At 66.7% G+C, this 12607-nt stretch carries 12 protein-coding genes; 3 read left to right on the top strand and 9 right to left on the bottom strand.

All coding sequences use genetic code 11. The annotated features are described in order from the left end of the window. Positions 1-76 precede the first annotated feature (76 nt). A complete protein-coding gene (locus ACQPW1_RS13315) occupies positions 77-721 on the top strand; it encodes a hypothetical protein (protein ID WP_433663021.1) in 645 nt (214 codons plus the stop codon). On the opposite strand, the gene ACQPW1_RS13310 is transcribed toward ACQPW1_RS13315, so the two are convergent. Continuing rightward, the gene (locus ACQPW1_RS13310) at positions 708-1541 is read right to left on the bottom strand and encodes an IS5 family transposase (protein ID WP_433665222.1); all 834 of its coding nucleotides are present in this window, start codon (positions 1539-1541) and stop codon (positions 708-710) included. The two genes, ACQPW1_RS13315 and ACQPW1_RS13310, sit on opposite strands and share 14 nt — an antisense overlap. Before the next feature lie 549 nt (positions 1542-2090). On the opposite strand from ACQPW1_RS13310, the gene ACQPW1_RS13305 reads away from it, so the two are divergent. After that, a complete protein-coding gene (locus tag ACQPW1_RS13305) occupies positions 2091-3545 on the top strand; it encodes an NF041680 family putative transposase (RefSeq protein ID WP_433658095.1) in 1455 nt (484 codons plus the stop codon). A 196-nt stretch (positions 3546-3741) separates the two neighbouring features. On the opposite strand, the gene era is transcribed toward ACQPW1_RS13305, so the two are convergent. From era to ACQPW1_RS13275, 6 genes are all read right to left on the bottom strand, one after another. Next, on the bottom strand, positions 3742-4647 hold the full coding sequence (era, locus tag ACQPW1_RS13300) for a GTPase Era (RefSeq protein WP_433663020.1): 906 nt from the start codon (positions 4645-4647) through the stop codon (positions 3742-3744). Next, positions 4640-5020: a cytidine deaminase gene (locus tag ACQPW1_RS13295; RefSeq protein WP_433663019.1), complete on the bottom strand. Its 381-nt coding sequence runs from the start codon at positions 5018-5020 to the stop codon at positions 4640-4642. The genes era and ACQPW1_RS13295 overlap by 8 nt, the downstream gene beginning before the upstream one ends. Next, entirely contained in the window at positions 5017-6375 is a 1359-nt protein-coding gene (locus tag ACQPW1_RS13290) for a hemolysin family protein (RefSeq protein ID WP_433663018.1), read from the bottom strand. The genes ACQPW1_RS13295 and ACQPW1_RS13290 overlap by 4 nt, the downstream gene beginning before the upstream one ends. Beyond that, the gene (gene ybeY, locus ACQPW1_RS13285) at positions 6372-6926 is read right to left on the bottom strand and encodes an rRNA maturation RNase YbeY (RefSeq protein WP_040732959.1); all 555 of its coding nucleotides are present in this window, start codon (positions 6924-6926) and stop codon (positions 6372-6374) included. The genes ACQPW1_RS13290 and ybeY overlap by 4 nt, the downstream gene beginning before the upstream one ends. A gap of 74 nt (positions 6927-7000) precedes the next feature. Next, positions 7001-8092: a PhoH family protein gene (locus ACQPW1_RS13280; protein WP_433665221.1), complete on the bottom strand. Its 1092-nt coding sequence runs from the start codon at positions 8090-8092 to the stop codon at positions 7001-7003. A 129-nt stretch (positions 8093-8221) separates the two neighbouring features. Beyond that, positions 8222-9157, bottom strand: a complete 936-nt coding sequence (locus ACQPW1_RS13275; RefSeq protein ID WP_433663017.1) for a LysR family transcriptional regulator — start codon at positions 9155-9157, stop codon at positions 8222-8224. A 148-nt stretch (positions 9158-9305) separates the two neighbouring features. Between ACQPW1_RS13275 and ACQPW1_RS13270 the strand changes: the two genes are divergently transcribed. Beyond that, positions 9306-10541, top strand: coding sequence for an MFS transporter (locus ACQPW1_RS13270; protein ID WP_433663016.1), 1236 nt, complete (start codon positions 9306-9308; stop codon positions 10539-10541). 100 nt (positions 10542-10641) lie between these two features. Here the strand turns inward: ACQPW1_RS13270 and ACQPW1_RS13265 are convergent, their stop codons facing one another. Next, positions 10642-11385, bottom strand: coding sequence for a 16S rRNA (uracil(1498)-N(3))-methyltransferase (locus ACQPW1_RS13265; RefSeq protein WP_433663015.1), 744 nt, complete (start codon positions 11383-11385; stop codon positions 10642-10644). Beyond that, positions 11386-12537, bottom strand: coding sequence for a molecular chaperone DnaJ (gene dnaJ, locus ACQPW1_RS13260; RefSeq protein WP_433663014.1), 1152 nt, complete (start codon positions 12535-12537; stop codon positions 11386-11388). Between the last annotated feature and the right edge of the window lie 70 nt (positions 12538-12607).

The raw sequence follows: 12607 nt of genomic DNA, 5'->3' as shown, positions 1-12607 counted from the left end.
TTCGCTCGTTGCAGTCGGCGAGCCGCTGCTGCGATACCTGCCGAGGAATCTCGACGACATACCCGACTCGAGCGCGATGACGACGGTACGGACGGCGGCGCTCATTGGTGGACCGGCCTCATTGCGATTGCTGGGTAGCTACGCCAAGGACAGGCGACAAGAGATACAGCAGGAGCTGATCAACACGTGGGATTACTACGATCCGACCGAATATGCCGATGAAGTACTCGCCAACTTTCCGGCACAGCCCGGCCTCGATCTCTGGCTGTTTCGTCCGCGCCAGTGGAAGCCCATCATTCGGCTCGGCAACCTTCGATCCCTGATCGTCGAATTCCCATCGAGCATCGGCACGCTGGCAGCCGACGGACTACCTGCGGCACCCCTGCTCTCGTTGTTCCGGCTGACCGGAGTCAACGATCTGGGGGTGCTTGCCGCGTCGTGTGAACTCAGCCACCTCCGCGAGCTAGTTCTAGCCACGAATGACCATCAGGCAGTGCTCAACGGCCTGGACGCGCTGGCAACGTGCACCGGCCTGCGCCGCCTTCAGCTAGTGGGATGGAGATCGCTGCCCCAGTTGGCCGCAGCATCGCTCCCGGTACAGCTGCGATCACTCAGCCTCGAGCCGGTTCCCGTGGAATACAACCTGACCTGCCTCGTGGATCACGGGCTGACTGTCCTAAGTCTTAGTGAGCGTCCGGGAACTTCGGTCATGCTCGGGTGAGTCGGCGTGACATGGTCATGATGGTGGCGATGTAGACCATGGCTTCGTGGTGCTCGGGTCGGGTTTCGTAGTCACGGACGCAGCGGCGGTGTTTGCTGATCCAGGCCAGTGTTCGTTCCACGACCCAGCGGCGCGGCAGTATGACGAAGCCGGGATCGGTGCGTTTGGCGATCGTCACGGCCAGGTCCAGGACCTGGTGCGCCCAGGCCACCAACCTGCCCCTGTAGCCGGAATCCGCCCAGGTCAGTGCGATGGTGGAGAACCGCTCCCGTAGCTCGGCCAGTAGCGGGACCGCGCCGTCGCGGTCCTGGGTGCTGGCGGCGGTGACCACGACCCCCAGTAGCAGGCCCATGGTGTCGGTGGCGATATGACGTTTGCGTCCGCCGACCTTTTTGCCGTTGTCCCATCCGCGTGAACCGGTGGGCACGGTGTCGGCCCCGCGCACCGACTGGGAGTCGATGATCGCCGCCGTCGGGATGGGCCGCCGGCCCGCGCGGACTCGGATCCGGTCACGCAACACATCGGTAATTCGTTGCCACACGCCGGCTTTGGTCCAGCGACAGAAGATGTCGTAGACCGTCGTCGGGGGCGGGAAGTCGGTGGGCAACGCTCGCCAGGCGATGCCGCCACGCACCAGGTAGAAGATCGCGTCGAGCACCAGGCGGCGGGGATGTTTCTCACCGCGCCCACCCTTACCCGCGGTGTTGCCCGGCGCGGGTAACAGCGGTTCGAGCAGCACCCACTGCTCGTCGCTGCACGAAGATGGATACGCCGGACACGGCGTCGGCGACTTGCCGTGGGCCGGGCATGACGAACACAGACAACTCGGCAATACTGGCACACGAACTCCTGGTGGAACTTGGTCTCGACAACCGTTGATCTACCAGGAGTTCTTCATGTTCGGGCTACGCCACGCCGACCCGAATATCATTCACCCGCAACCACATTCATCGATCCAGCATCCCGGCCCCCGGCGTGGGCGCATCCAAGGGCAACCCACCACCAGCCGCCGCTGGCGAGAGTTCCCGGACGCTCACTTAGTGGCGAGGGCGCACCCGCAGCACTCGCCGCAGCCGGCAGAGCGCCGCACCTAGAACGTCTGACGCTAACCGACTGCGATCTCATCGACAGGCTGCCCGCGCTGACCGCCGCGCTACCCCGGCTCCGGTCGCTGAGCATGTCCGGGGTCACACTTCCGGACGATCTGGCACCACTTGGCGTTCTCCCCTCGCTGGAAAGGATCTGGCTGAGCTTGTGATTTAACCAGTGCGAGCCGGTGGTGTGACCCCGGTTGATCATGCAAGCAGCCCTTGGCTGATGATTCCTGTTGCGACACAAGGAACTTCAGACAAGGGCTGCATTGATCAGTATGACCGATGGCGGGCGCGGCAGCGCGCTCGGGGAACTTGTAGCGTTCCGGCAGGGCTTTTATGACTGCCTGACCGCGCGGGCGGATGCGTTGTTCGAGCTGTGCGAGGCGGTGCTGTGCACCGACGGGCCGGTCCGGTCGCTGGTCGGGTTGTCCCTCGCGCCCGAACACCGCCGCGGACACGGTGCCCTCTACGACGCGGTGAACCACGGCAAGGTCGAAATCGAACGTCTCCGAACGGCTTTGGCCGGTGTGCGGTTGCCGAGGGCGGCCGGTGGGCGCCTGGTGATGGCCGTCGACGTCTCACCATGGTTGCGTCCGGATGGCGCGACGTGCCCGGATCGGTCTTTCTGCCACACCTACGGACGTGGCCGCAACGAGCATCAGATGATCCCCGGCTGGCCGTACTCGATCATCGCTGCCCTCGAAACCGGCCGCACCTCATGGACCGCGCCGCTGGATGCGCAGCGATTGGCACCCGGCGCCGACCTCGCCGCGGTGACCACCGCCCAGATCCGCGACCTCGCGCAGCGGCTTATCGCCGCCGGTCAGTGGCGCGAGGAGGACCCGCGCATGCTGTTCGTGCTCGACGCCGGCTACGACGCCCCGCGCATCGCCTACCTGCTGCGTGATCTGCCGGTGCAGATCCTGGCCCGCATGCGCTCAGACCGGGTGCTGCGCCGCGCGGCCGGAGAACACCGACACAACCCGGCCGGCGGACGCCCGCCCAAACACGGGGCTGAGTTCGTGTTCAAAGATCCCAGCACCTGGGGCGGTGAGGACGTCGTGACCAGCACCGACACCCGCCTCTACGGAACCGCGGCCGTCCAGGCGTGGGATCGTGTTCATCCGATGCTGACCCGCCGCTCGGCCTGGAGTACTCACGAGGGCGAACTGCCGATCATCGAAGGCACCGTGATCCGGCTACGGGTCGAGCATCTGCCCAGCGGCGGGGTGAACAAACCGGTGTGGCTGTGGTGGTCCGGGGTCGAGGCCACCGCCGACGATGTGGACCGATGCTGGCGAATGTTCTTGCGCCGCTTCGATATCGAGCACACATTCCGCATGTGGAAACAAACCCTCGGATGGACCCGCCCGCAGTTGCGCGACCCGCAAGCAGCCGACCGATGGACCTGGTTGACCTTGGTGGCCTACACCCAGCTACGGCTGACCCGGCCACTCGCCGAAGACCTACGACGCCCGTGGGAGAAACCCGCTGAGCCACAAAGACTTACACCAGCAAGAGTGCGGCGCGGGTTTCGCTACATCCGCACGAAGACCGGATCTCCCACGGCTGCACCGAAACTCACCCAGCCCGGTCCAGGACGCCCCACGGGCTCGAAAAACCGCCAGCGCGCCACCCGTCACGACGTCGGACTCATCCTGGCTACCGGCCAGGCGCACACCCGCCCCACCCACCACAAGAAGGGCACCAAGCCGAGGCGGGCAGGTTAAATCACAAGCTGAGAGGTTGTGCTGGAATGGATGGCCGCCCGGTCCATCTGGCATCCATTACACAGCCGATTGCGCCGCGGCGGTTGTTCGTATCCGTCGACCATGCCACAGCGACGGCCGAACCGATGGTGTCGAAGGGCGGCATTGTGTTCCATCAGCTGATTACCCCGTCGGACGACGAGTAGTCGTTCGCCCCCTAGAACCCCAACTTGCCCAACTGTTTCGGATCCCGCTGCCAATCCTTGGCGACCTTCACGTGCAAATTGAGGTAGATGCGCGTACCGAGGATGTGTTCGATTTGGTGGCGGGCGTTGGTACCGACCTCTTTGAGGCGCGCCCCACCCTTACCGATGACGATCGACTTCTGGCTGGGCCGTTCGACATACAGAATGGCGTGCACGTCGAGCATCTCCTCGTTCTGCTCGTACGGCAGGATCTCCTCGATCACCACGGCCAGCGAGTGCGGAAGTTCATCGCGAACACCTTCGAGTGCCGCCTCCCGAATGAGCTCGGCCATGAGGGTCTCCTCCGGCTCGTCCGTGAGCTCCCCATCGGGGTAGAACGCAGGCCCCTCAGGCATTTTCGACGCGATGACATCGATGAGCACCTCGATCTGCTCACCCTTGACCGCGGACACCGGAACCACGTCGCAGTCGGGCCCGAGCAGTTTCGAGAGGGCGAGCAGTTGCTCACCGATCTGATCCCGGCTCACCTTGTCGATCTTGGTGACCACACCGAGCAGGGTGGTCTTCGGCGCCATCTGCTTGATCTGCTGCACGATCCACTTGTCGCCGGGACCGATCTTCTCGTCGGCGGGGATGCACAGCGTGATCACGTCGACTTCCGAATACGTATCGCGCACAAGGTCGTTCAGCCGCTGGCCGAGCAAGGTGCGGGGGCGGTGCAGGCCGGGGGTATCGACCAGAATGAGCTGGGTGTGCTCGCGGTGCACGATACCGCGAATGGTGTGCCTGGTGGTCTGCGGACGCGAGGAGGTGATCGCGATCTTCTGACCGACAAGGGCATTGGTCAGCGTCGACTTGCCGGTGTTCGGCCGGCCGACGAAACAGACGAAACCGGAACGGAATTCGCCGTCAGCCACCGCGCACCTCGCTGACCGAGTCCGCGTCGACGGCGAGCTGCGAGTCGTCGACGATCTCGAATACCGCACCGTCCCGGTCGGTGAAGATGATCCTGGCCGCCGGCGACACCTCACGCACCGCCGCGACCCCGAAGTCGGACAACCGTCCGCCGACCACCACGGCCGCCTCGAATCCCTCTGCACCACTGGAGATCGCGGCCGCGACCGAGGCCTGCAGCGCGGTCAGCCGCAGCGCCGTCAGGGTCACCTCGCCCGCCGCGTAGGTGCGGCCGTCGGTGTCGCGCACCGCGGCACCGCTGGCACCGCCCGCGCGGCCCATCGCCCCGCGCGCCAGCACCAGCAGTTTGTTGTCCTCGGGATCCAATTCGGTCATTCGGTGTCTCCGTCCTCGTGTCGACCGGTCGGGGTCTCCCGATCCGCGCCATTGCCTTTGCGCTTGCCGTTCGACTTCTCGCCGTCGGCGTTCTGCGCTTTGTCTGTCACCTTGCGCACCACCACGGTGTGCACCCGCACCCGCCCGCGCGCGTCCGCGCCGCCCTCGCCACGCAGCATCAGCCCGTGCACCACGACCTTTGACCCGGGCAGCGGCACTCGGCCGAGCTCGTGCGCCATCAGCCCGCCGACCGTGTCGACGTCCTCCTCCTCGATGTCGAGCCCGTACAGCTCGCCGAGGTCTTCGACTGGAAGTCGCGCCGATACGCGGTAGCGGCCGTCGCCGAGGTCTTCGATGGGGGGCGTCTCGTCGGTGTCGTATTCGTCGGCGATCTCGCCGACGATCTCCTCGAGCACGTCCTCGATGGTGACCAGCCCGGCGATGCCGCCGTATTCGTCGACCAGCAGCGCCATGTGGTTGCGCCTGCGCTGCATCTCGTCGAGCAGGCTGTCCAGGGGTTTGGAGTCGGGCATGAACACGGCGGGGCGCATCACTTCGCGCACCAGCACCTTGCGGCCCCGTTCCGCATAGGGCACAAGGTCTTTCAGGTACACCACGCCGAGGATGTCGTCGACGTTCTCGCCGACCACCGGTATGCGTGAGTGCCCCGATCGCACCGCGAGCGACATCGCCTGTGCCGCAGTCTTATCCGCTTCGATCCAGACCATCTCGGTACGCGGCACCATCACCGCGCGGGCGGCGGTATCGCCGAGTTCGAAGACGGACTGGATCATTCGGCGTTCCTCGTCGGCCACCACGCCGCGCTCGCTGGCCATCTCGACCACTTCGCGCAACTCGATCTCGGACGCGAACGGGCCGTTGCGGAAACCCTTACCGGGTGTGATCGCGTTACCGAGCAGGATGAGCAGTCGGGACAACGGGCCGAGCAGCGCGCCGATGAATTGCAGCGGCAGCGCGGCGGCCAACGCGATCGAATACGCGTGCTGGCGACCCAGGGTTCGCGGGCCGACCCCGATCACCACGTAGGACACCAGCACCATGACGACGGCGGTGACCAACAGCGCCCAGTCGTCTTCCCAGACCGAGATCAGTGCCGCGGCCAGCAGCACGGTGGCGCCGATCTCGCACAGAATGCGCAGCAGCACCATGAGATTCACGTAGCGGGCGCGGTCCCCGACGATCTTGCTCAGCCGCACCGCGCCGGGCCGGTCGGCCCGCACCAGATCGTCGACGCGGGCCTGCGAGATCGTGTTCAACGCCGAATCGACGCCCGCGAACAGTCCACCCACCGGGACCAGCAGGACGGCGGACAGGATCAGGGTCAGCGAATTCACGCGGGTCCTAGTGCGTCACCAGGTGTGGTGAAGCCCGCCTTCCCCAGCAACCTGGCGTCTCGGGCGGCGAGCTCGGCCCGCCGCTGTGCCTCGCGCAGGCTCTCGTACCACTCTTCGAGCAGGGTGGCCTGCAGCGCGAACATCTCCTTCTCCTCCTCCGGCTCGGCATGGTCGTAGCCGAGCAGGTGGAGCACGCCGTGCACGGTGAGCAGCGCGAGTTCGTGGTCGAGTGAGTGACCGGCCTTGCGGGCCTGGCCCGCGGCGAACTCGGGGCACAGCACGATGTCGCCGAGCATGGACGGGCCGGGTTCGGGGCTGTCGGGGCGGCCGCCCGGCTCGAGTTCGTCCATCGGGAAGGACATGACGTCGGTCGGGCCGGGTAGGTCCATCCAGCGCATGTGCAGGTCGGCCATGGTGTCGAGATCGACGAGCACCATCGACAGTTCCGCGGCGGGGTGCACATCCATCCGGGTGATCACGAAGCGCGCGACACTGACCAGATCTTCTTCGGGCACGTCGATACCCGACTCGTTGGCGATCTCGATACTCACCCGGTCAGCCTAATGCCGCAGGTCGACACCCAACGCCGTTGGGTGTCGACCGAATGACCGACATTGTGCGCAACTCAGTGTCGATCGCCTCGACTCGCGGCACGACGCTGCGCCCGGTTGCCCGGATAGTGCGCACCGACCTGCGGCGCCCGCTCCGACTCGGCCCGATCGTAGGCGTCGACGATGTCGGCGACCAGTCGATGCCGGACTACGTCGCTGCTGGTCAGGTACGAGAAGTGGATGTCGTCGATATCGGTGAGGATCTCGCTCGCCGCCCGCAAACCGGAGCGCGCTCCGGTCGGCAGATCGACCTGGCTGACGTCACCGGTCACCACGATCTTCGAACCGAACCCGAGCCGGGTGAGGAACATCTTCATCTGCTCGGCCGTGGTGTTCTGTGCCTCGTCGAGCACGATGAACGAGTCGTTCAGCGTGCGACCACGCATGTACGCCAGCGGCGCGACCTCGATGACACCGGCCGCCATCAACTTCGGAATGGCTTCCGGATCCATCATGTCGTGCAGTGCGTCGTAGAGCGGGCGCAGATACGGGTCGATCTTCTCGTTGAGCGTGCCCGGCAGGAAGCCGAGCCGCTCGCCGGCCTCCACCGCGGGGCGGGTGAGGATGATCCGGGTGACCTGCTTGGTCTGCAAGGCCTGCACGGCCTTGGCCATCGCCAGATACGTCTTGCCGGTGCCTGCGGGGCCGATGCCGAACACGATGGTGTTGGCGTCGATCGCGTCGACGTAGCGTTTCTGGTTCAGCGTCTTGGGCCGGACGGTCTTGCCGCGCCGGGACAGGATGTCCAGGCTGAGCACCTCGGCCGGGGACTCGGAGGAGCCCTCCGTGAGCATCGAAACGGTGTGCCGCACCGCTTCCGGGGTCACCACTCGGTTCCGGCCGGTGAGCGCGACGAGCTGTTCGATCACTCGCTCGGCGAGGGCGACGTCGGCCGCCTTGCCGGTGAGGGTGACGGAATTGCCGCGGACGTGAATGTCCGCGTCGAGCAACTCTTCGAGTTCACGCAGGTTCTGGTCGGCCGAACCGAGAAACGGGAACACGGATTCGGGAGCGAGTTCGATACTTGAACGCACGGTGCGTGCTGCGGGACCCGAGGTGTTGTCGTCAGCGGTGGTACCTGCTGCGGAGGTTGTCGGATCGCCGATCTCGCCTTGTGTTCTCAAAAGTGGCTATAGCCTGCTTTCCGGTCTCGACGTGCTGCTGTGTTGATGAAAGTTTAACGCGCCCCACCGACACCGCCCAGTGAATAAGCCGCTAACGGAGGGACCGGATGATCAGGGGATTCCCCGGCGCCGCTGCGCCCAATCCTCGGTGAAATCACGAAACCGTCGCGCCGCCCCCGGAGCGGACGTCGACGCGGACCAGACCAACCCGACCTCCCGGGTGGCGCCCGCGTCCGCGAGCGGGATCAGCACCGGCCCGGCCAGCCGCACGTCCGCCTTCACACCCGCCACTCGCGGGGCGCTCGCCGGGCCGATGTCCTCCTCCGGCAGCACGCCGACGCCCAGACCTGCGGCGACCAGCCCAGCAACGGTGATCAGGTCGCTGGCCTCGAAGGCGATGCGCGGGCGCAGGTCGGCGGCGGCGCACAGATCGTCGACGATGCGGCGCATCCCGAAGCCCGGATGCATGGCGATGAAGTCCTCCTCAGCGACTTCGTCGAGGCGCACCTGCCTGCGGTTGGCGAGCCGGTGATCGACCGGCACAGCCAGCGCGAGCCGCTGCCGCAGCAGGCCGCGCCAGCCGATGCCCGGCATGGTCGGGCGCGGCGAGACGATACCCAGATCCGATGTCCCGTCGAGCACATCGGTGGCCACCATTTCGGCGGGGCCCTGGCGCAGGGCGAAAGTGATTCTGGCCGAACGGCGGCGGAATTCACCGACCAGTTGCGGAACGAGCCAGCCGCCGAAGGAATGCAGAAAGGACAGGCGCACAACACCGTTGGCGGGACTGTTCAGATCGGCGATGGACTTGGCCGCGGTGTCGAGTTCGGCATGCGCGCGGCGGGCATGTTCGTAATAGATACGGCCGAACTCGTTGAGGACGATGCGTTTGCCGCGGCGGTCGAACAGCTCGACGCCGAGCCTGCGCTCCAGCCTGCCGAGCATCCGGGACAGGGTCGGCTGAGCGATGTGCAGGCGTTCGGCGGCCGCGCCGACTCGTTCCAGTTCGGCGAGCGTGGTGAACCATTCGAGGTCTTCACTCAGCATGGGGTGCCCACCTCCTCAGGCCTGGTGACACGTGTCACAGCGCAGCTCGGAGCGGCATCGACTGCCCTCCCTATATGCGCTCAGTGCATGAACTCCACCATCATTATGCATTTCCCTTCGGAAGGGGTGGCCGGTGATGCTGAGGGCCATGACCTCGACGAAGACCCGGTCTGCCGCCGGGGGCCGCACGTCGCACGAGCGCCGGATCACCACCGCGCTGTTCGCGGCGGGATTGGCCACCTTCGCGACCATGTACAGCGCGCAGGCGTTGCTGCCGAGCCTGTCCGAAGCGTTCGGGGCGACGCCCGCCCATGCGGCGCTTGCGGTTTCGCTGACCACCGCGTTTCTCGCGTTGGCGATCATTCCGGTGAGTGCGCTGTCGTCGCGGATCGGTCGGACGCGGGTGATGACGATTTCCGCGGTCAGTTCGGCGGTGATCGGGCTGCTGCTGCCGTTCAGTCCGTCGCTGGAGGTGCTGCTGACCGGGCGGGCGTTGCAAGGGCTCACCTTGGCCGGGGTGCCTGCCGTGGCGATGGCCTATCTCGCGGAAGAGATCGGCACCGTAGGGCTCGGGGCCGCGATGGGTGTTTACATCGCGGGCACCAGCATGGGCGGGTTGGCCGGGCGGGTGATTCCGGCGTTCACCCTCGGGCTCGGGTCGTGGCGTTGGGCCGAGGCGACCATCTCGGTGGCGGCGGCGGTGTGCACCGTGTGGTTCGTTCGCAGTCTGCCGCCGTCGCGTGGTTTCGTCGCGCGGCCTGCCGGAATCCGCACTGTGCTGGGCGATCTCGCTGTTCAGTTGCGGAACCGTGGGCTGCTCGCGTTGTTCGGACTGGCGTTGGTGCTGGTCGGTACCTTTGTCTCGCTCTACAACTTCCTCGGCTATCGGCTTACTCAGCCGCCGTTCGAATTGCCTGATGCGGTAGCGGGTTTGGTGTTTCTGCTCTATCTCGCGGGTACTGCGGTCGCGACAGTGGCCGGTCGGCTTGCCGATCGTGTCGGCCGTCATCGTGTGCTGGCAGGCACGGTGGTGCTCATGGGCGTCGGGTTGGCGTTGACCATCCCGGACAACCTGGTGACGCTCATCCTCGGCATGTCTCTTTGCACCGCAGGGTTTTTCGGTGCGCACACGGTGGCGAGTGCTTGGGTCGGTGTGCTGGCGTCGGGCAATCGTGGCGCCGCTTCGTCGCTGTACCTGTTCTCGTTCTATGTGGGCAGCGGGGTTGTCGGCGGCGCGGCGGGTATCGCGTACACCCAGCACGGCTGGATGGGACTCGTCGTCTGTGTTGCAGCCCTGTTGGTGGTGGCCTTGATCCTGGTGTCCACCTTGGCGTTTCGCGCCGAGACCCGGTCCTTCCGTGCGGAGCCGTTGCCGAGCAGCTAGGCGCCCGAAGACTCGCTTGCCACACCCGCACACCTTCTGACATACGCACGCGTGTCAGGGCGGCGATTCGGGGTGCGCGGAATCAGAACGTGTGCGGCTGTTAGGACCAGCGGGGCGTCAGGGCGCCGAGCGCGCCCAGGGCAACGGCCGCCGCGGTCGAGGTGCGAAGCACCGTGGGGCCGAGGAGGACGCTGTCGGCACCGGCCTCGGCGAGCGAGGCCAGTTCGGAACCGTCGAGCCCACCCTCGGGGCCGACGATCAGCACGACTTCGGGCACGCCAGCGAACGGCAGTTCGGTGAAGCGCCCCGTGCCGGATTCGTGCAGCGCCGCGACGATCGCGCCGTCCGCCTTGGCTTTTCGAATCAGATCAAGCAGGTCGCGGGTGCGGTGCAGGTCCGCTACCTCGGGGATGTAGGGGCGGCGGGATTGACGGGCGGCCGAGCGGGCGGCGGCACGCCACTTGTCAACGGCCTTGCCCGCCTTGCCTTCCCAGTTCGCGATGCAGCGGGCGGCCTGCCACGGGACGATGGCGTCGGCGCCCGCCTCGGTCATCAGCTCGACGGCCAGCTCGGAGCGATCCGATTTCGGCAGGGCTTGCACGACCGTCACGCGCGGCGAAACAGGTTGCGCCACAGTACGATTCAGAACTCGCAAATCCAGCCGGTCCCGTTGCGCCGCAACGACTTCCGATTCGGCGAGCACACCGCGCCCGTCCGACAACGTGATCGGCTCGCCGACCCGGATGCGGCGCACCGTTGCCGCGTGCCTGCCCTCCGGGCCGTCGAGCACGGCGATGGCGCCCGGTTCGGGCACCTCGTCGAGGTAGAAGACCGTCGCGGCCAATTAGCGCCCGCTGAACGAGGCCCGCAGCCTGGCGAACAGGCCACTGTTGTGCTCGGACTGGGTAGACATGACCTCGGCGCGTTCGCTCGGGCGCATGCCCTTGTACTTGCGCAGCAGCTCAGTCTGCTTGCCGTCCAGCTTGGCGGGGATCACGATGTCCAGGTGCGCGAGCAGGTCGCCGCGCGCGCCGGAACGCAGCCGCGGCATGCCGTGACCGCGCAGCACCGAGACCTCGCCCGGCTGGGTGCCCGGCGCGATGGTGAGTTCGGTGGGGCCGTCCAGGATGGTGTCGATCACCACGGTGGTGCCCAGCGTGGCGTCGACCATCGGGACGCGGATGGTGCAGTGCAGGTCGTCGCCGTCGCGGACGAACACGTCGTGCGGCTGCTCGACGATCTCCACGTACAGGTCACCGGCGTGCCCGCCGCCCGGGCCGACCTCGCCTTGCGCGGCGAGCCGCACCCGCATGCCGTTCGCGACACCGGCGGGGATCGGCGCGGCGATCTCGCGACGCGCGCGCACCCGGCCGTCGCCACCGCACTTGTGGCAGGGATCGGGGATGGTCTCACCGGCGCCGCGGCAGGTCGGGCAGGGACGCGAGGTCAGTACCTGACCGAGGAAGGAACGCTGCACGGATTGCACTTCGCCTGCGCCGCCGCAGGTTTCGCAGCGCACCGGCTTGGATTTGCCGTTGGTGCCCGCACCCGTGCACACGTCGCACAGGATCGCGGTGTCCACGGTCAGATGCTTGGTCACGCCGACCGCGCATTCGGCCAGGCTGAGCCGGGTCCGCAGCAGCGAGTCCGCGCCGGGCTGCACCCGTCCGCGCGGCTTGCGCGCGCCGCCCGAGGAGCTCATGCCGCCGAAGAACGCCTCGAACACGTCACCGAGTCCGCCGAAACCGGCGCCCGAGAAACCGCCGCCACCGCCACCGGACTCGAGCGGGTCGCCGCCGAGGTCGACGATGCGCCGCTTCTCCGGATCCGACAACACCTCGTAAGCGGCAGACACTTCCTTGAACTTGGCCTGCGCAATCTCATCCGGGTTGATGTCGGGATGGAGCTCCCGCGCCAACTTGCGGTAGGCGCGCTTGATCTCCTGGTCGGTCGCGTTCTTCGCGACGCCGAGCAGTCCGTAGTAGTCCCGTGCCACTTGAGTTCTCTAGTCCTTGGTCGTTCTCGACAGTGCCGACGGTGCTTCACCGTTCCAACCGCATGCTGAT

The sequence above is a fragment of the Nocardia sp. CA-128927 genome (genome assembly GCF_050955855.1).
In the GTDB taxonomy this organism is placed as follows: Bacteria; Actinomycetota; Actinomycetes; order Mycobacteriales; family Mycobacteriaceae; genus Nocardia.
This window is presented reverse-complemented; position numbering and strand designations above follow the sequence as displayed.

Coding starts and splice junctions, on each gene's coding strand:
- ACQPW1_RS13305 (WP_433658095.1), top strand. CDS start 2,091: ATGACCGATGGCGGGCGCGGCAGCGCGCTCGGGGAACTTGTAGCGTTC.
- ACQPW1_RS13295 (WP_433663019.1), bottom strand. CDS start 5,020: ATGACCGAATTGGATCCCGAGGACAACAAACTGCTGGTGCTGGCGCGC.
- ACQPW1_RS13275 (WP_433663017.1), bottom strand. CDS start 9,157: ATGCTGAGTGAAGACCTCGAATGGTTCACCACGCTCGCCGAACTGGAA.
- ACQPW1_RS13270 (WP_433663016.1), top strand. CDS start 9,306: ATGACCTCGACGAAGACCCGGTCTGCCGCCGGGGGCCGCACGTCGCAC.
- ACQPW1_RS13315 (WP_433663021.1), top strand. CDS start 77: ATGACGACGGTACGGACGGCGGCGCTCATTGGTGGACCGGCCTCATTG.